Source organism: Bradyrhizobium sp. CCGB20, from assembly GCF_024199855.1.
Classification (GTDB): domain Bacteria; phylum Pseudomonadota; class Alphaproteobacteria; order Rhizobiales; family Xanthobacteraceae; genus Bradyrhizobium.
Genome location: NZ_JANADN010000001.1, coordinates 2,920,746 through 2,943,344 on the forward strand (window position 1 = coordinate 2,920,746; position 22,599 = coordinate 2,943,344).

A 22,599-nucleotide genomic window follows, 5' to 3' on the forward strand; every position below is an offset into this window, starting at 1 on the left:
TCCCTGTGGTTATGGGTCCCTGCTTTCGCAGGGACGACAGCGGAGAGGATGCTACCCTCTCTTCGCCCGGTCCTTCTCGTTCTGCGCCATGATGCTCTCGCGCGCGGTCTTCCAGTCGTCGTCGCTCCAGTCGCGGAGCTGGTAGAAATTGCCGCCCATGGCGAGCGCCTGTGCGCCGTCCATGGCGATGGTCTCGCCGGTGATCCAGTCGCAGCCTCCGGAGATCAGGAACACCGCGAGGTTCTGCAACTCCTCCATGGTGCCGACGCGGCCCATCGGATTCATCGCCCTGGTGCGCGCGCCGGCTTCATCGCCCGGCTTGATGCGCTTGCTCATGCCCTCGGTCGGGATCTCGCCGGGCGCGATCGTGTTGAGGCGGATGCCGTAACGGCCCCATTCGGTGGCGAGCGACATCGTCATGGCGTGGATCGCCGACTTGCTCATCGCCGACGGCACGACGTAAGGCGAGCCGTTGCGCACCCAGGTCACGGTGATCGAGACGACATTGCCGGGCTGCTTCAAGGCGATCCAGCGCTTGCCGACCGCATGCGTGACGTAGAACGTGCCATGCATGACGATGTTGGCGACCGCGTCGAATCCGCGCGGCGATAGCTCCTCGCTGCGCGAGATGAAATTGCCGGCGGCGTTGTTGATGAGGTCGGTGAGGGGCGCGTCGCGAAAGATATTCTCGACCATCTCCTCGACCGCGAGCGCGTTGCGGATGTCGACGCCGTGGCTGGTGACGCGGCCGCCATACTGATCCATCAGCTCGGTCGCGGTCTCGTCGCACACGATCTTGCGCCGGCCGCAGATGTGCACCTCGGCGCCAAGCTGGAGAAAGCGGGCCGCCATCGACTTGCCGAGCCCGGTGCCGCCGCCGGTCACGAGGATGCGCCGGCCGGCCAGAAGATTTTCCTTGAACATGGCTGTTTCCCCCGTAGGGATTGTCAGTTAATTGGTCGATTGACTAAATCCGGCCGCCGTCTTCCTGTAAAGCGGCACCGAACAAGAACAGGGGAGAATTCATCCATGGAAGAGCGCGTCTCGATCTCGATCTCGGAGGGCGTCGCCGACGTGCGCCTGGTGCGCGCGGACAAGATGAATGCGCTCGATCAGGCCATGTTCGAGGCCCTTGTTGCGGCAACCGAGCGGCTTTCGAAAGAAAAGGGCGTGCGTGTCGTCGTGCTCTCGGGCGAAGGCCGCGCCTTCTGCGCCGGTCTCGACATGGGGCGTTTTGCCGCCATGAAGGAGAAGGGCGGCAACGGAATTCCGGGTGGCGAAAATCGCGATCTCACCAAGCGGACGCATGGGCAAGCAAACTTTCCGCAGCAGGCGGTATGGGGATGGCGCCAGCTTCCGGTTCCCGTCATCGCGGCCGTGCACGGCGTCGCCTTCGGCGGCGGCTTCCAGCTCTCGCTCGGCGCCGACATGCGCTTCCTCTCGCCCGATGCGCGGATGTCGGTGATGGAGATCAAATGGGGCCTCGTGCCGGACATGGCGGGAACGCCGATCCTCGCAAGTCTCGTGCGCGACGACATCCTTCGTGACCTCACCTATACCGGCCGCATCTTCTCCGCGCAGGAGGCGATGACCTATGGTCTCGCGACGCGCATCTGCGACGACCCGCGCGCCACGGCTCTCGAAGTCGCGCGCGAGATCGCCGGCAAGAGCCCGGATGCGATCCGTGCGGCCAAGCGTCTGCTGAACAATCTCTCGGTCGATCCGGGTCCCGCGCTGCTCGCGGAGTCCGTCGAGCAGCAGAAGCTGATCGGCAGCGCCAACCAGACCGAGGCGGTGCGGTCGAATCTGGAGAAGCGCGCGGCGAAGTATGCGGACTAGCTTTCGGTCGTTCCGGGATGGTCCGAAGGACCAGACCCGGCACCTCGAGATTCCGGGTTCGATGTTGCGCATCGCCCCGGAATGACGAACACAACAACAAAGAAAAGCAGAAATGAGCGAAACGTCTAAGTTCCTCGGCATCGTCTCCGGCGATCGCCGCCGCAATCATGCGGAGGTAGCCGGTCGCGCTGATCGCATCGCAAGCGGCCTCGCCAAAATCGGCGTCAGGCAGGGCGATTGCGTCTGCATGCTGATGCGAAACGACATTGCCTTCCTCGAAGCCGCCTACGCCGCAATGCGGCTCGGTGCCTATGGCGTGCCGATCAACTGGCACTTCAAGCCGGAGGAGATCAACTACATCCTCGGGGATACCGGAACGTCAGTCCTGATCGGACATGCCGACATGCTGCACGCCTTGCGCGATGCGATTCCGAAGGGCGTCACCGTGCTCAGCGTGCCGACGCCGCCGGAGATTTTGTCCAGCTACAAGATCGATCCCGATCACCTGAAGACGCCGGCCTTCGCGATCGATTTCGAATCCTGGCTCGCGCAACACCCGCCCTACGACGGGCCGGTCGTGCCGCAGCCGATGAACATGATCTACACCTCGGGGACAACAGGCCATCCCAAGGGCGTCCGGCGCAATGCGCCCACGCCGGAACAGGCGGCGGCCGCCGAGCGCATGCGTGCGATGATCTATGGGCTGAAGCCCGGCGCCCGCACGATCCTGCCGGGGCCGCTCTATCATTCCGCACCGAACTCGTTCGGCATTCGCGCGGGAAAACTCGGCGGCGCGCTGGTGCTGATGCCGCGCTTCGAGGCGGAGGAATTCCTCCAGTTGATCGAGCGGTACAAGATCGACACCATCTTCATGGTGCCGACCATGTTCATCCGCCTGATGAAATTGCCGGAGAAAGTTCGCAAGAAATACGACGTCTCCTCGCTGCGCCACATCATTCATGCCGCAGCTCCCTGTCCGGCCGAAGTCAAGCGCGCGATGATCGAATGGTGGGGGCCGGTGATCTACGAATTCTACGGCTCGACCGAATCCGGCGCCGTCACCTTCGCGACCTCCGAGGATGCGCTGAAGAAGCCCGGCACGGTCGGCAGGATCTCGCCAGGCGCCGAACTGCGCTTCATCGGCGATGACGGAAGGGAGCTGCCGGTGGGCGAGATCGGTGAGATCTATTCCCGCATGGCGGAGATGGCCGATTTCACCTACCACAACAAGGCGGAAAAGCGCGCCGAGATCGACCGCGACGGTTTCATCACCTCCGGCGACGTCGGTTACCTCGATGAGGACGGCTATGTCTTCATCTGCGACCGCAAGCGCGACATGGTGATCTCGGGCGGCGTCAACATCTACCCTGCGGAGATCGAATCCGTGCTGCACGCGGTGCCCGGCGTGCATGATTGCGCGGTGTTCGGCATCCCCGATGCCGAGTTCGGCGAGGCGCTGATGGCCGTGGTCGAGCCGCAGTCCGGCATCACGCTCGATGCCGCCGATGTCCGTGCGCGCCTGAAGACCTCCCTCGCGGACTACAAGGTGCCCAAGCACATCGAGATCCGCAGCGGTTTGCCGCGCGAAGACTCCGGAAAGATCTTCAAGCGCCGCCTCCGCGACCCCTATTGGGAGCGCGCGGGACGGAAGATTTGACAGTTCGTAGCCCGGGTGAGCGAAGCGATACCCGGGACGGTGAGAGTTAAGGTCCCGGATGTCGCTACGCTCATCCGGGCTACATGAACCGACAACGAGGGCCCCCATGAGCGACGCCGCAAAAGAAGTCCTCTACGAGGTCGCCGACCACATCGCGACCATCACGCTGAACGCGCCGGAGCGCATGAACACGATCTCCGGCCCGATGCTGAACGATCTGGCGCGGCTACTGACCGAGGCAAACGAGGACAAGAACGTGCGTGTCGTGATCCTCACCGGCAAGGGGCGGGCGTTCTGCGCCGGTCTCGACCTCCGCAAGGAGCGCGACGGCAACGGCCTCAGCGCCGCCTCGTCGCCGACCACGATCAACCTCCGCAACACGCCGCCGACCGTGCTGCAGGCGATGGACAAGCCGACCATCTGCGCCGTCAATGGCGGCGCCGCCGGCTACGGCATGGACACCGCGCTCGGCTGCGACATCCGCATCATGGCGGAGTCCTCAAAGCTCGCCGCCGCCTTCGTCAAGCGCGGCGTCGTGCCGGAATCCGGCGGCACCTGGCTGCTGCCGCGGATGCTCGGCTGGGCCAAGGCCTCCGAGCTGATTTTTACCGGCCGCACGCTCAGCGCGCGCGAGTGCCTGGAGTGGGGCCTCGCCAACGAGGTCGTGCCGGACGCCGAGCTGATGACCCGCGCCACTGCGATTGCCCGCGAGATCGCCGCCAACGCGCCGCTCGCGGTGCAGGCCTCCAAGCGCATGATGCGGATGGGGATGAACGAGAACTTCTCCGATCATGTCCACCACGTCTATCTCCAGCTCCTGCCCCTGTTCAAGACGCAGGACATGGCCGAGGGCATGAAGGCCTTCATGGAGAAGCGCGAGCCGAAGTTCGAAGGGCGGTAGGCGTCGTCGGTCGGTCCGGGCTACGCCGTCCTAGCAGGGACAGATTTCGTCCCTATATGGACGGCGTCACTGTCTCGCGGATCATCCCATGGCCCCCGTTTCCATCCTGCTCAACCTGCTCTGGATCCTCATCGGCGGCGCCTGGATGGCGTTCGGCTGGCTGGTCGCCGCGGTCATCATGGCCGTCACCATCATCGGCCTGCCGTGGGCGCGGGCGGCGTTCAACATCGCGGTCTACACGCTGCTGCCGTTCGGCTCGCGGGCAGTCAGCCGCTACGACGTCACCGGCGAGAGCGATATCGGCACCGGTCCGCTCGGGGTGATCGGCAACATCATCTGGTTCGTGCTCGCCGGCTGGTGGCTGGCACTCGGCCATCTCCTGACCGCTCTGGTCCTCGCGGTCACCATCATCGGCATCCCGTTCGCCTGGGCCCATCTGAAGCTCGCCGGGATCGCGCTCTGGCCGATCGGCAAAGTGATCGTGCCGGTCTAGAGCTCTCGGCTCGCAGGCTTCAGCTTTTGGAGATGAAGCGGACGTTTGCCGTGCCTGATCCTCATTGGCGGCTTGTGACCCAAAGACGACGTAGGGCGGGAACGCGCTGAAACCGGCTTCTGACCCGAAGCGCCCATCACCCTTCCGGCACGCCAGCGAGGCGCAGGCCTTCACAGACGCGCTCGAGCCCAGCAAGGAAAATCGGGTTGTCGCTTCGTTGAGCAACGAACAAGCGACGGATGGTGAAACCTGAGTTGAGCGCAAGTCCCGTTCTTGCAGCAGCTCGCGCCTCATCGAGCGTGCCGGTCAAGCCCAACGCAGCAGCGAGCAACACATGAGCGAGAGGAAAGTTGCGGTTCGCCTCAGTGCTTCGTCGTAGCCAACTGACGGCTTCGACGTCCGAACCAAGCTGCAACTTGGCCACGCCCACATAACACGTCCACTGGTAGGCTTCAACGTCGCGAGGGGAAAGACGTAGAGCCTCGAGTACATGGCCTTCGGTCTCGGCACCGCGCCCCATATAGAATTTGGCAAAACCAAGGGCAGCATGAGCGTTGGCCCTATTCGAATCCAGCGCCAACGCATGCTCGAATTCACGGATGCCTTGGGCGGCCCGGTTCGTAAAGATCTGAACCCAACCCCGAGCCGAGTGGGCTGAAGTATAGTTCGGCCTGATCGACAATGCCTGATTCACCATCGCCTCGGCCGCTGCAAGCCGCGCAGGCCCATCATCCGTCGTAAAGCTGGCTGCAATTGTCGTATCAACACTTGCCAGGCCGATCATTGCTTCGACGTTGCCGGGGTCGAACTCCAGAGAGCGTTCGAAGAAGCTCCGCGCTTGCGTCACGCATTCAAGGCTAAACCCCTTCATCAACCAGGCCCGGCCCTGGAAGTACAAATCCATCGCATCGGGATGCAGCGTACGCTCGGCGCGTCGCGCCTCAGCCTCGATGAGCTGGGCACCTAACGTATTGGCGAGCCTGGATACGATCTCGTCCTGCATGTCGAACAAATCGACGACAGGCTTCTCGAAGCGATCGGCCCAAAGATGCTGGCCGCTCTTGGCATCGATCAACTGCACGTTCATCCGAAGCCGCTTGCCGCTGCGCTGCACTGAGCCTTCGAGCACGTAGCGAACGTTTAATTCGCGGCCGACTTGCCGTACATCGACTGCTTTGCCCTTGTATGAGGCGGCGCTGTTCCGTGCGATTACAAATGAACCATTGATGCGCGACAAGTCCGTGGTCAAACTCTCGGTTATACCATCCACGAAATAGTCCCGTTCGCGATCATCGCTCAGGTTCGCGAAGGGAAGCACGACGATGGACAGCCGCGGCGCCGTGTCGCCGGTTCGCTCGACGGGGCCCACCGTCTCATTTGCGGGCCCCCGGGCTTCCTGCACTGCACCCACGAAGCGGAAACCCTTGCGCGGCAATGTTTTGATTAGATGCTGTTTCTCACCCGTGTCGCCGATTGCGCTCCGGGCGGCATTCAGGCGAGTCGTCAGCGCAGCATCCGAGACGATGCGTCCCTTCCAAACGGCGTTGATGAGGTCGTCCTTGCTGACGACGCGCTCTCTGTTTCGGATCAGGTATTCAAGCAGATCGAACACTTGGGGGGTGACAACAACCACGTCCGTTGCGCGCTGCAGTTCGCGCCTGTCGGTATCCAATGCGTAATCCTCAAAAAGAAAACGCAAGCTGCATTCCTCGCGCGGGCCACCCTCTGAAACCCCGAGAATAAGCTGCCAGTGAGGAAATTGTAAGCGAGCTCTGTTACCTTTGATCTGCCGAAGGAAGTCGCTGAAGTCGGCTTTGGGTCCGTTCCTGACTTTCGCCTGGGACTCCGAGAGCTCACGGGTGACTCCACACCTCCCGGCATCGCAAAAGCGGTTGGGAAAAATCAGCAAAAGAAAGGGAACGGTGAAACGTGGATCGGGTTGATCGAGCGCGTGGAGCGCTTCGATGGACAGAACCTCGATCTATGACGAGTTGGGCCGCGTTGAGCGTGAAGTGGTCGCAGGAGAGCGCCAGCTTGCAGAACAGGAGCGGCTGGTTCTCGACTTGAAACGGGAAGGTCAAAATACTGCAAGCGCTGAAAAGGAGCTGGAATGGCTGCGTGAATGCCAGCGCCTACGCGATCAAGACCGTCAGAGGCTCCTATCACTCCTGCAGCCCTGAGACAGCGAAAATACGACCTTGCATGTTGGTGCTCGTTGACGAGGTGATTGATTGGCTCGCGGTAGCGGTTTGAGAGTCCGGCTGTGGCCCGTCGCGTCGCTTGTCTCCGGCCGCGGTCGTGAACCCTTAAAGTGGGAAGGGCCCGCATTGTAGGATGGCGAGTATGCGCCAACCCTTGAGCGCACGATGCGCCATCGATAATCCATTGCGCGACTGGATCACCTCTGCGAATTTGTACGTCTGGCCCAATCCAGGAACGCTTAACTATGCTCACCGTCTATGGCGAAGGTCGTGGCTTTCGCGTTGTTTGGCTGCTCGAAGAATTAGGATTGGCTTATCGGCTGCGTCCGGTCGATCTGCTTGCAGCCGAGAAGGATCACGATTTCCTCGCTATCAACCCTGCCGGCTTCATTCCCGCACTGCAGGACGGCGAGATGATCATGGTCGAATCGATCGCGATTCTTGAGTACCTGCTCGCCCGCCACGGCTCAGCTTCGCTCGCCGTCGCCCCCGACGATCCCGCCTTCGCGTCCTATCTGCAATTTCTGCACTTGGGCGAGGCCGGGCTCGCCGGGCCGATGAACGCCGTCTTGGTCGGTCGCGGACTGGCGCCCGAAGCCGAGCGAAATGCTCGGGTTACACGCTGGGCACTCGAGACCTTCGAGAGCCGGCTTGGTTTGGTTATCCGCCGCCTCGCGGAATGCCCCTATCTCGCCGGCGACCGATTCACTGCAGCCGATATCTCGGTGAGCTACGCCCTCCTGCTCGGCCTGCGAACTGGCAACTACGTCCCCGGTTCGACCGAGCGGGACTATCTCGCCCGCACGACCGCACGCCCTGCCTATGCCCGAGCGATGGAAAGCTGCCAGGCCACCAAGGCTTGGGCGGCGAGATCACCCGGATTGTAGTGCTCGCTTCAGCAGAGCGGCCAAGCGGCTGGTTGGGTAACCGAAGAGTTCCTCGCGGGCCTCGACCAGTTGGGAGCTTCCAGCTTGCACTGAACTCTGAGTCTCGCGCGATGGTGAAGCGGCCCGCCACCGCGAGACCGAAGGCATGTGTGCGCGCTGCAAGGCGCAATCCCAACCTTGTCCAACCTTGATCGGCGGTGTTGCCGCGCCGCCCCCAAGTTCATCTTGCACTGCGGCAGAAAAATATCGCACACTCCCCCGGACCGGGGAGCCGCAGGGAGCTCTACAAGGGGAGCGAGCCATGTCCCTCCAGACCGTACCATCCGACGCCACCGATCAGCGCCCCAACCGCCCTGAGGACGTTCAGGCGCTGGAGGCAGATGCACGGCTGCGTGACGACATCCGCCTGCTCGGACGCATTCTGGGCGACACCGTGCGCGACCAGGAGGGTGCCGAATTGTTCGACCTGGTCGAGCGCATCCGGCAGACCTCGATCCGGTTCCATCGCGACGAGGACCGGCTCGCCCGCCGCGAGCTCGAACAGATCCTCGACAGCATGTCGACCTCCGAGACCGTGCGGATCGTCCGCGCCTTCAGCTATTTCTCCCACCTCGCCAACATCGCCGAGGACCACAACAATATCCGCCAGATGCGGGCGCGTAGCGCTGCCAAGGGCGGCGAGGCCGGGGTGCTGGCGGAGACGCTGGCCCATGCCAGGGACGCCGGGATCGGCCCCGACGTGCTCCGCAACTTCTTCAAGACCGCGCTGGTCAGCCCGGTCCTCACCGCGCACCCGACCGAGGTCCGCCGCAAGAGCACCATGGACCGCGAGATGGAGGTCGCAAGCCTGCTCGACCGCCGCGAGCGCGTTGCGCTGACCGCGGACGAGGCCGCCGCCAGCGATGAGCAGCTCCGCCGCGAGGTGCTGACGCTGTGGCAGACCAATCTGCTCCGCCGCACCAAGCTGACCGTGCTCGACGAGGTCGCCAACGGCCTGTCCTTCTACGACTATACCTTCCTGCGCGAGGTGCCGCGGCTGGTCAACGTGCTGGAAGACCGGCTGGAGGCAGGCGGCGAGGCGGCGGCGAGCGAGCTCGCCTCGTTCCTGCGCATGGGTAGCTGGATCGGCGGCGACCGCGACGGCAATCCCTTCGTCACCGCCGACGTGATGCGCGGCACGCTGCGGCTGCAGTCGAGCCGGGTGATGCAGTTCTATCTGAACGAGCTGCATGTGCTCGGCTCGGAGCTGTCGATCGCGGCGCATCTCGCCGACGTTTCCGAAGAGCTGCGGACACTGGCGGAACGCTCGCCCGACACCTCGCCGCACCGGAGCGGCGAGCCCTATCGTCTCGCGGTCTCCGGCATCTATGCGCGCCTGACGGCGACGGCCGAAAAGCTCGAGGTCGAGATCACGCGCCGTCCGGTCGGCAAGGGCAGGCCTTACGAGACCGTCAGGGAGCTGCAGGCCGATCTCGACGTGCTGCACCGCTCGCTGATCTCCAACAATGCTCGCGTCATCGCCCGCGGCCGGCTGCGGCTGCTGCGGCGCGCGGTGGATTGCTTCGGCTTCCATCTGGCGCGGCTCGACATCCGCCAGAATTCGGCCGTGCACGAACGTACCATCGCCGAGCTGATGGATGCCGCGAACCCCGGCATGTCCTATCTCGCGCTCGGCGAGGAAGCGCGCATTTCGCTGCTCACCAACGAATTGCGCAGCACGCGCTCGCTGGTGTCGCCGTTCGTCAAATACAGCGACGAGACGATGGGCGAGCTGAACGTCTTCCATGCCGCCGCGGAGGCGCATGCGAAGTTCGGCTCGGACGCCATTCCCCAATGCATCATCTCGATGTGCAAGGGCATGTCCGACATGCTCGAGGTCGCGGTGCTGCTCAAGGAGGTCGGCCTCGTCCATCCCTCCGGGCGCAGCGCCATCAACGTCGTGCCGCTGTTCGAGACCATCGAGGACTTGCAGGCCTCCAGCGGCATCATGGATCGCATGCTCTCGCTGCACGACTACCGCCGTCTCGTCGACAGCCGCGGCAGCGTGCAGGAGGTCATGCTCGGCTATTCCGACAGCAACAAGGATGGCGGCTTCGTCACCTCGGGCTGGGAGCTCTACAAGGCCGAGATCGGCCTCGTCGACGTGTTCGAGCGCCACGGCGTCCGGTTGCGCCTGTTCCACGGCCGTGGCGGCTCGGTCGGCCGTGGCGGCGGGCCGAGCTATGACGCCATCATCGCGCAGCCCGGCGGCGCGGTGAACGGCCAGATCCGCATCACCGAGCAGGGCGAGATCATCTCGTCGAAATATTCCAACGCCGAAGTCGGCCGCAACAATCTGGAGATCCTGGCCGCCGCCACGCTGGAGGCGAGCCTGCTGCATCCGCGCCAGAGCGCGCCGCGCCGCGAATATCTGACCGCGATGGACGAGCTGTCGAACCTCGCCTTCAAGGCCTATCGCGGTCTCGTCTACGAGACCGAGGGTTTTGTCGATTATTTCTGGGCGTCCACCGTCATCAACGAGATCGCGACGCTGAACATCGGCAGCCGTCCGGCCTCGCGCAAGAAGACCCGTGCGATCGAGGATCTTCGCGCGATCCCCTGGGTGTTCTCATGGGCGCAGTGCCGCCTGATGCTGCCCGGCTGGTACGGTTTTGGCAGCGCGGTGGAGCAGTGGATCGCCGAGCACCCCGACAAGGGCATGCCGTTCCTCAAGGAACTCTACAAGGAATGGCCGTTCTTCCGCATGCTGTTGTCGAACATGGACATGGTGCTCGCGAAAAGCTCGATCGCGATCGCCTCGCGCTATGCCGAACTCGTGCCGGACGAAGACTTGCGCGAAAAAATCTTCGGCCGCATCCGCCGCGAATGGCACTCCTGCATCGAGACGCTCTTGGACATCATGGGCCAGGACCGGCTGCTGCAAGGCAACCCGCTGCTGGAGCGCTCGGTGCGCCACCGCTTTCCCTATCTCGATCCGCTCAACCACGTGCAGGTCGAGCTGCTCAAGGAGCATCGCGCGCAAAATCCGGACGAGCAGGTGCTGCGCGGGATTCAGCTGACGATCAACGGGATCTCGGCGGGGTTGCGGAATACGGGTTGAGAGGCGAATAGCGAACAGATGGGCGGGGCGCCGCCAACTATTCGCTACTCCCCACTCGCTATTCGTTGATGTTCACGGCTTTAGTGCGCCCTGCACACTGGTGTAGACGGCATAAAGCGATGTCGAGCCACAGATATACAGCCTGTTTCTCTGCTGACCGCCGAAGCTCAGATTCGCCACTGTTTCCGGAATATGAATCTTGCCGAGCAGATTGCCCGATGGCGTATAACAGCGCACGCCGTCTTCGTTGGGATCGCCCCAGCCCACCGAACACCAGACTCGTCCTTCGGTGTCACAGCGGACGCCGTCGGTGATGCTTGGCTTTGGCATCTCGGCGAAGACCTTGCTGTTCGACACCTTCCCCGCAGCCACGTCGAGGTCGAACACGCGGATATGCGATGGATTGTCCGGTCCGTCCGTGAATCCGGTCTCGCAGATGTAGAGCTTCTTCTCGTCGGGCGAGATGGTGATCCCGTTGGGCTCCACGAAATCGTCGATGACGACCTTGACATCTCCGGACTTCGGATCGACCCGGTAGACGTTCTTCTTCTCCTGCTCGGGCTCGGCCTTGATCCCTTCATAGAAGCCGCCGATGCCGTAGGCGGGGTCGGTGAACCAGATCGCGCCATCGGCAGTAACGACCGCATCGTTCGGCGAGTTCAGTCGCTTGCCATTGAATTTGTCGGCAATGATGGTGATCGAGCCGTCGAGTTCAGTCCGCGTCACGCGCCGGCCGCTATGCTCGCATGTGATCAGGCGTCCTTCGCGATCGATGGTGTTGCCGTTCGAGTTCATCGAGGGTTGACGGTAGACGCTGACGTGACCGTCATCCTCCGAGAAACGCATGATGCGGTTGTTGGGAATGTCGCTGAACAACAGGTATCGCCCGGCCGCGAAATACACGGGACCCTCGGCCCATCTGAAGCCGGTTGCAACCCGCTCGACCGCCATGGTGCCGGCGAAGGCCGGGAAGTCCGCAGGCCCGAACGTTGGCGGCCCCTTCTTGGCGGATTCCAGACGGGAGTCGGGGTAGCGGCTGCCGGGGAGAGGTCCCAAGGGCAATGGCGCCGTCGACCTCGTCGGAGTGGCGGTCTGGCCGAACGGCGTGACGGAAGCCGCCATGGCTGCGTTCATGGTGACGCCCGTCGCGGCTACTGCAGCCGCCGCGCCTTTCAGGAGAGCGCGGCGCCCGAGGCAATGGTCATTGGTACCGACAGAAATAGTCAGTGGTTTTGTCATAGTCGCCTCCCATTTTTTGTTGGAAGGAAACCATTCGCCCGCAATCGGGCGTAATGCGGGCGATCTCCGGCCGGACAACCGGAGATCGCAACGCAGCAATCGCTCGGAAACCGCTAGACGGGATCCCAGGGGAAGATGTCGGCGGAACGGTCGAGCTTGTAGAACGAGCCCTTCAGCGCCGGCATGCCATGTTCCGCGATCGATTGCGGCGTCCAGCCTTCGCTCCGGTGCACCGAGCGCAGCGGACGGTTCTGGCTGAACAGGAACAGCTCGTTCATGCGCGCGCCAAAGATCTGCCCGGAGACCTCCTTGGCGGCATCGGAGAGCAAATAGGCGCAGATCGGCGCGATCTTCTCCGGGCCCATCTGCTTGATCTTCTCGACGCGCGCCTTTTCGGCCTCGGTCTCGGTCGGGATGGTGCCGATCATGCGGGTCCAGGCGAACGGCGAGACGCAGTTCGAGCGGACGTTGAAGCGGCCCATGTCGAGCGCAATGGACTTGGAGAGCCCGATGATGCCGAGCTTGGCCGCGGCGTAGTTGGCCTGGCCGAAATTGCCGATCAGGCCCGAGGTCGAGGTGAAGTGCACGAAGGAGCCGCTCTCCTGCTCGCGGAAGATCCGCGCGGCGGCATGCGAGACGTAGAACGAGCCCATCAGATGCACCTTGATGACGGCCTCGAACGCTTCCACGCTCATCTTGTGGAAGATCATGTCGCGCAAGATGCCGGCATTGTTGACGACGCCGTCGAGCCGGCCGAAATGATCGGTCGCGGTCTTCACGATCTTGCTGGCGGGGATTGCTTCCGCGACGCTTTCGAAATTGGCAACGGCGGTGCCGCCGCGCTTCTTGATTTCCTCGACCACTTCTTCCGCGGGCGTGGCACTCGTGCCGGCGCCGTCGGAAGCGCCACCGGGATCGTTGACCACGACCTTGGCGCCTTCGGCCGCGCAGAGCAGCGCGATTTCGCGCCCGATGCCGCGGCCCGCGCCGGTGACGATGATGACCTTGTCTTGCAGTGATTTGCTCATGTGGATTACCTCTCGTTCGTAAACACGATCGTGCCTGATGCCGCGAACATGCCGCCGACGCCGTGGCACACCGAAATCTTCGCGCCCGGGACCTGCGCCGGTGCGATGCCGCGCATCTGGCGCACGCTCTCCTGGAGCGCGTACATGCCGTACATGCCCGAATGCATGTAGCTCAATCCGCCGCCATTGGTGTTGAGCGGAAGTTTGCCGCCCGGCCTTGTGTTGCCGTCCGCGATGAATTTGCCGGTCTCCTCATGCGGCATGAAGCCGAGGTCGCCGAGGCCGAACAGCGGCAGATGCGCAAAGGCGTCGTAAATCATGAGATGATCGACGTCCTTGTGTGCGATGCCGGCCTCCTTGAAGGCGAGGGGGCCCGCGGTCTTGAACGCGCGCGAGGAATTAAAGGTCTCCATCTGGCTGACCATCGGCGTTTCCACGCTCTCGCCGGTGCCCATGATGTAGACGGGCTTGCGCGGAAAATCCCTGGCGCGGTCGGCCGAGGTCAGGATCAGCGCGCCGCCGCCGTCGGTGACGAGGCAGCACTGCAGCAGACGGAATGGATAGGCGATCATGCGCGAGTTGAGGACGTCGGCAACCGTGATCGGGTCCTTCATCATCGCCCGCGGATTCTTCGCCGCCCATTCCCGCTGCACGACTGCCACCGAGGCGAGTTGCTCATGGGTGATGCCGTAGGTCTTCATGAAGCGCAGCACGGGGATCGGGAACATGCTGGGCGGACCGTACACGCCGTAGGGCGCCTCGAACTGGCCGTTGAGACTGTCGGCCGGCGTCGAGCGCGGTAGCTTGCCGATCATCGACTTGCCGCTCTCGGCATGGGTGATCAGCACGGTCTTGCACAGGCCGGCCTCGATCGCCGCCGCCGCATGGCGGACGTGCAGCATGAACGAGCAGCCGCCGACCGAGGTGCCGTCCACCCAGGTCGGCTTGATGCCGAGATAGTGGCAGACCTGCTGCGGCGTTTCGACCGCGGTCGCAAACCCGTCGATGTCGGACAGCTTCAGCCCGGCGTCCGCGATTGCATTGAGCGCCGCATCAGCGTGGAGCTGGAGCTGCGACATGGTGGGGACGACGCCGAGCTCGGTGGTCTCGGCCGCGCCGACGACGGCAACCTGGTTCCTGCGCATGGTCTACCCCTTCGCCGGACGGAAGACGGGAAGGGTGATCTTGTCGTCGAGCTCCTGGAAGGCGACCTCGAGCTTCATGTCGAGCTCCAGCGCTTCCGGCGTCTGCGGACAGTCGATGATGTTGCTCATCATCCGCGGCCCTTCGGCAAGCTCGACCACGGCGATCGCGTAAGGCGGGGTGAACCCGGGCGCGGCGGGACGGTGGTTGATCACGTAGCTGTAGAGGAAACCCTTGCCGCTCGCCTTGAAGATGCTGACCTTGCGCGAGGCGCAGGACGGGCAGAACGGGCGCGGCGGGAAATAGACATGCGCGCAGGCGTCGCAGCGCTGCAGGCGCAGTTCGCCCGCTTTCGTGCCGTCCCAGAAATGCTGGGTTTCCGGCGTCGGTTTCGGTCGCGCGCGCTGCGGCTCGGCCATTTAGATGGTCCTCCCAAGGCACAGGCTTCACGCCCGCCTGTTTCGATCTTGATGCGACAATCGACCATGGCGCGTCAACGGTCCAGCAATGCGCATGCATGCCATCATGCGCACAATGCTTGTGTCGAGCTGAGCCGGCGCTATAGATTGCGCGCGCAATATTCCGTGAGACAGACATGCCCGATTTTCCGACTCTGGCGAAGCTCGCCGAAGACCTCGAAAGCGGCCGCACGACCTCCCGCAAGCTGGTCGAGGCGTGCATCGCCAGGATCGCCGACCCGGCCGGCGAGGGCCAGCGCACCTTCATCCATGTCGACAGGGACGCCGCGCTCGCAACGGCTGACGCGATGGATACCCTGCGCAAGGTCAAGGCCGCGCCGTCGCGCTATGCCGGTATCCCGATCTCGATCAAGGATCTCTTCGATATCAAGGGACAGACGACGCGCGCCGGCTCCCGTGCGCTCGACGATTCCGATCCGGCGGAGCACGATGCGGCAACGGTGGCCCGCCTGCGCAAGGCCGGCTTCGTGCTGATCGGCCGCACCAACATGACCGAGTTCGCCTATTCCGGCATCGGCATCAATCCGCATTACGGCACGCCGAAGGGGGGCTGGAACCGCGCCGTGGGCCATGTGCCCGGCGGTTCGTCCTCGGGCGCCGCGGTCTCCGTGCTCGACGGCATGGCGCATGGCGCGCTCGGCACCGACACCGGCGGCTCCTGCCGGATTCCGGCGGCCTTCAACGGCATCGTCGGCTACAAGCCGACGCAGCGGCGCGTGCCGCTCGACGGCGCGGTGCCGCTGTCGTTCTCGCTCGACAGCATCGGGCCGTTGGCGCGATCGGTCAGCTGCTGTGCCATTCTCGATGCCGTGCTGGCGAACGAGCCGGTTGTCCCGCTGAAGCCGCGCCCCGTGAAGGGCATGCGGCTCGCCGTGCCGACCACCGTCGCGCTGGACGACCTCGACGCTGAGGTCTCCGAGACCTTCGAGCGGACGCTGAAGACCCTTGCCGATCACGGCGCCATCATCGAGCGCATCGAGATGGCGGAATTCCACGACATCGGCCCGATGAACGCCAAGGGCGGCTTTGCCGCCGCCGAGAGCTTCGCCTGGCACCGCTATCTCATCACCGCAAAGGGCGACGTCTACGACCCCAGGGTCTTCGTGCGCATCATGCGCGGCGAGGCGCAGAGCGCGGCCGATTACATCGATCTCCTCAACGAGCGCCGCTCGCTGATCGCCCGCGTCAATGCGCGCCTCGCGCCCTATGACGCGCTGGTGCTGCCCACCACCGCCAACACGCCGCCGAAGATTTCCGATCTCGCCGACGACAAGGCGTTCACCAGGGAAAACCTGCGGGCGCTGCGCAATTGCACCCTCATCAACATGATCGACGGCTGCGCCATCTCGCTGCCCGCACATCGCGAGGGCGACGTTCCCGTCGGCCTGATGCTGGCGGGCGCGGGCGGATCGGACCGCCGTATTTTCGAGCTTGCTGCCGGCATGGAGGCCGTAATTCGTGTTTGACCTGACTTTCACCGTCGACGCCCAGGACACCACAACGCCGCTGACGCTGGCGATCGACCAGATGGTCATCGCCGGCTGGACCGGCCGCGACCCGGTCGCACGCGACAAGCATATCGCCGAGCTGCAAGAGATGGGCATCGCCCCGCCGGCCTCGACGCCGATCTACTATCGCGGCGCGGCACGGCGGCTGACCCAGGAAGACAGCATCGAATGCACCGGCGGCGATTCCTCGGGCGAGGTCGAGTTCGTGCTGATCGGCTGGCAAGGCCGCATCTTCGTCGGCTGTGGCTCCGACCACACCGACCGCAAGGTCGAGGCCTACAACGTCACGGTGTCGAAGCAGATGTGCGACAAGCCGATCGCGTCCACGCTGTGGGAGCTGGAGGATGTCATCGGTCATTGGGACAAGATGATCCTGCGCTCCTGGGCCACGATCAAGGGCGAGCGCGTGCTCTACCAGGAGGGCACGCTGGACGCGATGCTGCCGGTCGCCGATCTCATCGCGCGCGGCTTTCCAGGCGGGAAGCTGCCCGACAGCTGTGCCATGTTCGGCGGCACTTTTGCGGCCAAGGGCGGCATCCGGCCGGCGGATCGGTTCGAGTTCGAGCTCGAGGACCCCGTGCTGAAGCGGACGATCAAGCACGGCTACGACGTCGTGACGCTGCCGGTGCTGGGCTAGCTCCACAAGCAACAGTCCTGTAGGGTGGGCAAAGCGAAGCGTGCCCACCATTTCGTGATGGTGGGCACGTCGCTTCGCGCCTTTGCCCACCCTACGAGATCTCTCCTCTGTCATTGCGAGGAGCGCTTGCGACGAAGCAATCCAGGCTGGTTCCGCGGAGGGATTCTGGATTGCTTCGCTTCGCTCGCAATGACGGGGAAGTCGTCGGAAATCGGGTGGCGCCAGAGGGGGGCGCATTGCGAAAGTCATGGCCATGACAGCAACAGCACGCAAATCCCCGCCCTCATCTGCCGACCTCACCACCCACGTCGATGCCCTCGACTGGCCGCAAATCACCGCCGAGCTCGACACCCAGGGCTGCGCCGTCCTGAAGGGCCTGCTGACGCCGGACCAGTGCCGCGCCGTCGCCGCGCTTTATCCGGATGATGCAAGCTTCCGCAGCCGTATCGTCATGGGCCGCCACGGCTTTGGCCGCGGCGAGTACAAATATTTCTCCTATCCGCTGCCGGACCTCATCGCGCAGCTCCGCCCGGCGCTCTATGCGCATCTGCAAGGCGTCGCCAATCGCTGGAACGAGGCGATGGGGATCGACATCCGCTATCCGGCCGCACATGCGGCGTTCCTCAAGCGCTGCCACGAGGCGGGCCAGAGCCGGCCGACGCCGCTGCTGCTGCAATATGAGGCCGGCGACTACAATTGCCTGCACCAGGACCTCTATGGCGAGCACGTGTTCCCGCTGCAGGTCGCGATCCTCTTGTCCGAGCCGGGACGCGACTTCACCGGCGGCGAGTTCGTGCTAACCGAGCAGCGCCCGCGCATGCAGTCGCGCGCCGAGGTCGTGCCGTTAACGCAGGGTGACGCCGTCGCCTTTGCCGTGCATCATCGCCCGGTGCAGGGGACACGGGGCACCTACCGCGTTAACCTGCGCCACGGCGTCAGCCGGCTTCGCACCGGCCAGCGCCACACGGTGGGTGTGATCTTCCATGATGCCAAATGAGCGCTGCGATTGACGGGTGACCTGTTCGATACTGTCGCTGAAGCACAGCCATTGCGCGAAGACATCGCCGATGGCGCCGTGCTGCTGCGCGGATTCGTCAGGCCGATCGAGAGCGAGCTGATCGATGCCGTGCGCGCCATCGTGGCGCAGTCGCCGTTCCGGCGCATGACCACGCCCGGCGGCCATCTGATGTCGGTGGCGATGACCAATTGCGGCGAGCGCGGCTGGATCACCGATCACACCGGCTATCGCTATGATCCCATCGATCCGCGAACCGGCGCGCACTGGCCCGCCATGCCGCCCGTGCTCCGCGACCTCGCCCGCCGCGCGGCAGAGCAGGGAGGTTTCACCGGCTTTGCGCCCGATGCCTGCCTCGTCAATCGCTACGAGCCCGGCACGCGGCTATCGTTGCACCAGGACAAGGACGAGCTGGACTATTCGGCGCCGATCGTCTCGGTCTCGCTCGGGCTACCCGCGACCTTCCTGTTCGGCGGCCTGGCGCGCAGCGACAAGCCACGCCGCTTCCGGCTTGTCCATGGCGACGTGGTCGTCTGGGGCGGACCGTCACGGCTCGCCTATCACGGCGTCGCGCCGCTCGCCGACGGCGAGCATGCGCTGCTCGGCCGGAAGCGGATCAATCTGACGTTTCGACGGACGCGGTGATCTATCCCCTCATCCTGAGGAGCGCGCCACTCGGCGCGCGTCTCGAAGGATGAAGGCCGAGATGTCGCAGCCGGGCCTCGATGGTTCGAGACGGCGCTTCGCGCCTCCTCACCATGAGGATCACTACGGCTTCGGCGGGTGAATGAACGCCCAGGGGCTGACTTCCGAGTCCCGCGTCACTTCCACCGAGATCAGATACGGCCCGCCGTGGGCGAGCGCCTTCTCCATCGCCGCTTTGAACTGATCCGGCGCGGTGACGCGCGCTGCCGCGACGCCAAAGGACTCCGCGAGCTTGACGAAATCCGGATTGACGAGATCCGACGCCACCACACGGCCGTCGAAGCGTTCGCGCTGGTCGCGGCGGACATTGCCATAGGCGTTGTTGTTGAACACCAGCGTCACCACGCCGATGTTGAACTGCACGGCGGTGGCGAGCTCCTGCACGCCGAACATGAAACCGCCGTCGCCGGTGATCGCCACCACCGGCTTGTCGGGATTGGCGACCTTGGCCCCGAGCGCGGTCGGGAAGCCCGAGCCGAGCGTGCCCTGATAGCCCGACGTGATGAAGGTGCGCGGCTCGTAGACCGGAAAGCCGTACCAGGAAGCGAAGCCGAACTGCGAGAGTTCATCAGTGACGATCGCGTTCGCCGGCAGCACCTCGCGCAAAATGTTGAGATACGCCATCTGCGGCTGGATGCGCTGGATTTCCTGTTGTGCGGTTGCAGTCGCCTCGCGGATCGCAGCGCGGCGGCCGGCGGTCTTGCTGTAACCGGCCTTGCTGACGGCGGCCGCGAGATCCGCGGTCGCAGCCTTGGCATCGGCGACGATCGCTGCGTCCGAGATGAAGCGCCGCATCTCGACGGGATCGATGTCGATGCGGATGCTCTTCAGGCCATCGGGCCGATAAGGCCAGCGCGACATGGTCGGCAGCTCCAACCGCGTGCCGATGCCGATCATCAGATCGGTCTTGCCCCACAGTCTGTAGGCGGCGGCCATGGTCAGGCCGAGCTCGTGCGCATTGGAAATGATGCCGCGCCCGCTGCGGAAGGCGACCACGGGGGCATCGATCATCTCGGCGAGCTCGAGGATTTCCTCGCTGGCCTCGATCGCGCCACTGCCGACGAAGATCATCGGCGCCTTGCTGTTCCTGATCAGCGCGGCGGCCTGCTTGATCATATCGGGGTCAGGCAGCGGTGCGGGCAGCGGCTCCAGCACCTGTGCTGCCGCCGTGTCGGCGCGCTGGGTGAAAATATCCCAGGGCATTTCGACCGAGGCAGGGCCACGGCGCCCGGACGTCATCTCCTGGAAGGCACGCGCGACGACCGTCGGCGCGTTGCCGGGATGTTCGATGCGGTCGGCCCATTTCACATAGGTGCGCAGGGTCGCGAGCTGGTCCGGCATTTCGTGCAGATGGCCACGGCCCTTGCCCAGAAACTGTGTCGGTACCTGGCCGGTGACGCAGAGCACGGGCTCGTTGCAGCCGAAGGCGGTCAGCAATGCCGCGCTGGCGTTGAGCACGCCGGGGCCGGGCACCACGCTGAACACGCCGGGCTTGCCGCTGGAGCGCGCATAGCCGAACGCCATGTAGCCGCAGGCCTGCTCGTGCCGCGCCCCGATCACCTTGAGCTGGGCCTGGTGAAAGGCATCGAACAGGCCGTAAACCTGCGCGCCGGGCAGGCCGAACACGGTGTCGACGCCGTGGGCAACAAGGCCGCTTACGATCGCTTCGCCGCCGGTGAGGGTGGTCATTGCACTATTCCACTTCGATTGTTGTTCAGGCTTCGTCGACGACACCGTTGCGCAATTGGCCGATGCCTTCCGCCTCGATTTCGATGACATCGCCCGGCTTCAGGTAACGCGGCGGATCGAACCGCGCGCCGGCGCCGGTCGGCGTGCCCGTGACGATGATGTCGCCGGGGACCAGCGTTGCGAAGGTCGAGATATAGCTGATGAGATAGCGGAACGGGAACATCAGCCTGCTGGTGCGATCGTCCTGCCGCAGCTCGCCGTTGACATGCGTGGTGAGCCTGACGTCGGCGATCTGCGCTTCCCTCGTGTAGGGCACGAGCCACGGGCCGAGGCTGCCGCTGGAATCGAAGTTCTTTCCTTGCGTGACGTTGAACTTGGCGTGGCGCAGCCAGTCGCGCACCGAGCCTTCGTTGCAGAGGGTGAGTGCGGCGATGTGATCGAGCGCGGCACTTTCCGGAATGTGCCGGCCTTGCTTGCCGATCACCAGCACGATCTCGCCCTCATAGTCGAGCTGCGCTGACGCGCGAGGGCGCACCAGCGGCGTGTCGTGACCGACGAAGGAGCGGGGCGAGCGCATGAACATGCTCGGATATTTCGGCGCGTCCTGGCCGTCCTTGTACTCGGCGTTGCGGTCCGGATAGTTGACGCCGATGCAGATGATCTTTTCCGGTGCGGGCACCGGCGGCAGCCAGGTGATGTCGGCGAGTGCGTGATCCGGCGTGCGGCCGGCGGCTTCTTCTGCGAAGCTCACGAGCTTTCCGGCCGCGATCACCTCGCGCAGCGTCGGATAGTCCTTTGCGTGGCGCGAAGCGAGATCGACGATGCCGCCCTCCAGGACGGCGCCGTAGCTGATATCACCCTTGACGGAGTAGGTGGCGAGGCGAGGGAGCTTCATAGGTGATCAATCTCTCTTGTCGTCCCTGCGAAAGCAGGGACCCATACCGCGTGATCTATCGATGGAGTGCGACGACAATCCCGAACGACCAACCTTCGCCAGACTCCTCCCTGTGGTTATGGGTCCCTGCTTTCGCAGGGACGACAGGAAGAGAAGCTCGGCTAATCATGGGCATCAATCCGCCACCAGCACGTCGGCCACGAACTTCGGCTCGCGCACGGCTTGCCCTGAGAAAGGCGAGCCCTGCTCGAACCAGGAGCGTGGCGCCGGCGCGCCCCACAGCGTCTGGCGGCGCGGATCGCGCAGCGACCAGCGCAGCGGCTCGTGGTCGTGATCGCCGGTAAAGTAATCGCTGGTGTAGAGTTCGAGGCGGTGTCCATCGGGGTCGCGCACATAGAGGAAGAACGCATTCGAGATGCCGTGGCGTCCCGGACCGCGCTCGATGTTCTTCACAAAACCCTGCGAGGCCATGACGTCGCAGAGATGGATGATGTTCATCGCCGTCGGCGTCCAGTACGCGAAATGGTGCAGGCGAGGGCCCTTGCCATTGGTGATGGCGAAGTCATGGACATTGCCCTTGCGATGCATCCAGGCCGCGGCGATGCGGCCGTTCGGTCCGTCCTCCTCGGCATATTCGGTGAGACGGAAGCCGAGCCGTGCGTAGAACTCGACGGTGTCCTGCACCTCGGCGGCGAACACGTTGAAATGGTCGAGCCGCTGCGGGTGGCATCCCCTGTAGAGATCGTAGCGGCGAAGCAGGTGCGGCCGGCGGTCCATCGATGCGTAGAGCTCGATCTGGAAGCCGAAGGGATCGGTGAATTGCAGCGTGCGGCCCTGGAACGGCTGGTCGACGAAGGCGTAAGAAAGGCCGTTCTCGGAGAGAAAGGCGGCTGCCTTGTCGAGATCTCCGTCGTTGCCGACCTTGAAGCCCAATCGATTGCAGGCAGGCACCGCCGCCTTGCGCAGCACCAGCGAATGATGCTGATGCTCCTCGGCGGCGCGCAGGTAAACGAATTTGTCGTCGGCATCCTCGACATGCATGCCGACGGTGGTCTCGTAGAATTCGCGGCTCAGCTTCAGGTCGGTCACGTCGAGCACGACGTGGCTGGAGCGGATGATGTTGAACGGCGGCTCGAAGATATGTTGCGGTACGGGCATTGGCGTTTCCCCTCGGAACGACGAG

At 64.2% G+C, this 22,599-nt stretch carries 20 protein-coding genes; 11 read left to right on the forward strand and 9 right to left on the reverse strand.

Annotated elements, in window-relative coordinates:
* Window positions 1-51 precede the first annotated feature (51 nt).
* Window positions 52-924, reverse strand: a complete 873-nt coding sequence (locus NLM15_RS13535; RefSeq protein ID WP_254117503.1) for an SDR family oxidoreductase — start codon at window positions 922-924, stop codon at window positions 52-54.
* 105 nt (window positions 925-1,029) lie between these two features.
* Here NLM15_RS13535 and NLM15_RS13540 point away from each other — a divergent pair, with 105 nt between their 5' ends.
* The 4 genes from NLM15_RS13540 (at window position 1,030) to NLM15_RS13555 (ending at window position 4,890) form a co-directional block, all read left to right on the forward strand.
* Window positions 1,030-1,839: a crotonase/enoyl-CoA hydratase family protein gene (locus NLM15_RS13540; RefSeq protein WP_254117504.1), complete on the forward strand. Its 810-nt coding sequence runs from the start codon at window positions 1,030-1,032 to the stop codon at window positions 1,837-1,839.
* Window positions 1,840-1,951: 112 nt separating this feature from the next.
* Complete coding sequence (locus tag NLM15_RS13545; protein ID WP_254117506.1) at window positions 1,952-3,496, forward strand: acyl-CoA synthetase; 1,545 nt, start codon at window positions 1,952-1,954, stop codon at window positions 3,494-3,496.
* A 106-nt stretch (window positions 3,497-3,602) separates the two neighbouring features.
* A complete protein-coding gene (locus NLM15_RS13550; protein WP_254117508.1) occupies window positions 3,603-4,397 on the forward strand; it encodes an enoyl-CoA hydratase/isomerase family protein in 795 nt (264 codons plus the stop codon).
* 88 nt (window positions 4,398-4,485) lie between these two features.
* Window positions 4,486-4,890 (forward strand): YccF domain-containing protein, encoded by a 405-nt coding sequence (locus NLM15_RS13555; RefSeq protein WP_254117511.1) that lies wholly within the window; start codon window positions 4,486-4,488, stop codon window positions 4,888-4,890.
* 136 nt (window positions 4,891-5,026) lie between these two features.
* On the opposite strand, the gene NLM15_RS13560 is transcribed toward NLM15_RS13555, so the two are convergent.
* The gene (locus NLM15_RS13560; protein WP_254117513.1) at window positions 5,027-6,589 is read right to left on the reverse strand and encodes a winged helix-turn-helix domain-containing protein; all 1,563 of its coding nucleotides are present in this window, start codon (window positions 6,587-6,589) and stop codon (window positions 5,027-5,029) included.
* Between the two features lie 265 nt (window positions 6,590-6,854).
* Here NLM15_RS13560 and NLM15_RS13565 point away from each other — a divergent pair, with 265 nt between their 5' ends.
* From NLM15_RS13565 to ppc, 3 genes are all read left to right on the forward strand, one after another.
* Window positions 6,855-7,070 (forward strand): hypothetical protein, encoded by a 216-nt coding sequence (locus tag NLM15_RS13565; RefSeq protein WP_254117515.1) that lies wholly within the window; start codon window positions 6,855-6,857, stop codon window positions 7,068-7,070.
* A 266-nt stretch (window positions 7,071-7,336) separates the two neighbouring features.
* Window positions 7,337-7,978: a glutathione S-transferase family protein gene (locus NLM15_RS13570; protein WP_254117517.1), complete on the forward strand. Its 642-nt coding sequence runs from the start codon at window positions 7,337-7,339 to the stop codon at window positions 7,976-7,978.
* A gap of 301 nt (window positions 7,979-8,279) precedes the next feature.
* A complete protein-coding gene (gene ppc, locus NLM15_RS13575; RefSeq protein ID WP_254117519.1) occupies window positions 8,280-11,078 on the forward strand; it encodes a phosphoenolpyruvate carboxylase in 2,799 nt (932 codons plus the stop codon).
* A gap of 72 nt (window positions 11,079-11,150) precedes the next feature.
* On the opposite strand, the gene NLM15_RS13580 is transcribed toward ppc, so the two are convergent.
* The 4 genes from NLM15_RS13580 to NLM15_RS13595 form a co-directional block, all read right to left on the reverse strand.
* Entirely contained in the window at window positions 11,151-12,317 is a 1,167-nt protein-coding gene (locus NLM15_RS13580) for an SMP-30/gluconolactonase/LRE family protein (RefSeq protein WP_254124231.1), read from the reverse strand.
* A gap of 113 nt (window positions 12,318-12,430) precedes the next feature.
* Window positions 12,431-13,345 (reverse strand): SDR family oxidoreductase, encoded by a 915-nt coding sequence (locus NLM15_RS13585; protein WP_254117521.1) that lies wholly within the window; start codon window positions 13,343-13,345, stop codon window positions 12,431-12,433.
* 5 nt (window positions 13,346-13,350) lie between these two features.
* Entirely contained in the window at window positions 13,351-14,490 is a 1,140-nt protein-coding gene (locus NLM15_RS13590; protein WP_254117522.1) for a thiolase, read from the reverse strand.
* Between the two features lie 3 nt (window positions 14,491-14,493).
* Window positions 14,494-14,907: a Zn-ribbon domain-containing OB-fold protein gene (locus tag NLM15_RS13595; RefSeq protein ID WP_028172362.1), complete on the reverse strand. Its 414-nt coding sequence runs from the start codon at window positions 14,905-14,907 to the stop codon at window positions 14,494-14,496.
* Between the two features lie 176 nt (window positions 14,908-15,083).
* Between NLM15_RS13595 and NLM15_RS13600 the strand changes: the two genes are divergently transcribed.
* From NLM15_RS13600 to alkB, 4 genes are all read left to right on the forward strand, one after another.
* Complete coding sequence (locus NLM15_RS13600) at window positions 15,084-16,433, forward strand: amidase (protein WP_254117523.1); 1,350 nt, start codon at window positions 15,084-15,086, stop codon at window positions 16,431-16,433.
* Window positions 16,426-17,112, forward strand: coding sequence for a DUF2848 domain-containing protein (locus tag NLM15_RS13605; RefSeq protein WP_254117524.1), 687 nt, complete (start codon window positions 16,426-16,428; stop codon window positions 17,110-17,112). Before NLM15_RS13600 ends, NLM15_RS13605 begins: the two co-directional genes overlap by 8 nt.
* Before the next feature lie 253 nt (window positions 17,113-17,365).
* Entirely contained in the window at window positions 17,366-18,109 is a 744-nt protein-coding gene (locus NLM15_RS13610) for a 2OG-Fe(II) oxygenase (RefSeq protein WP_254117526.1), read from the forward strand.
* A gap of 9 nt (window positions 18,110-18,118) precedes the next feature.
* On the forward strand, window positions 18,119-18,772 hold the full coding sequence (gene alkB / locus NLM15_RS13615) for a DNA oxidative demethylase AlkB (protein ID WP_254117528.1): 654 nt from the start codon (window positions 18,119-18,121) through the stop codon (window positions 18,770-18,772).
* A 123-nt stretch (window positions 18,773-18,895) separates the two neighbouring features.
* On the opposite strand, the gene NLM15_RS13620 is transcribed toward alkB, so the two are convergent.
* The 3 genes from NLM15_RS13620 to hpaD all read right to left on the reverse strand — a co-directional run bounded on the left by NLM15_RS13620 (window position 18,896) and on the right by hpaD (window position 22,574).
* Window positions 18,896-20,521, reverse strand: a complete 1,626-nt coding sequence (locus NLM15_RS13620; protein WP_254117530.1) for a thiamine pyrophosphate-dependent enzyme — start codon at window positions 20,519-20,521, stop codon at window positions 18,896-18,898.
* Between the two features lie 25 nt (window positions 20,522-20,546).
* The gene (locus tag NLM15_RS13625; protein ID WP_254117532.1) at window positions 20,547-21,416 is read right to left on the reverse strand and encodes a fumarylacetoacetate hydrolase family protein; all 870 of its coding nucleotides are present in this window, start codon (window positions 21,414-21,416) and stop codon (window positions 20,547-20,549) included.
* A gap of 174 nt (window positions 21,417-21,590) precedes the next feature.
* The gene (hpaD, locus tag NLM15_RS13630) at window positions 21,591-22,574 is read right to left on the reverse strand and encodes a 3,4-dihydroxyphenylacetate 2,3-dioxygenase (protein ID WP_254117534.1); all 984 of its coding nucleotides are present in this window, start codon (window positions 22,572-22,574) and stop codon (window positions 21,591-21,593) included.
* Window positions 22,575-22,599: the final 25 nt, after the last annotated feature.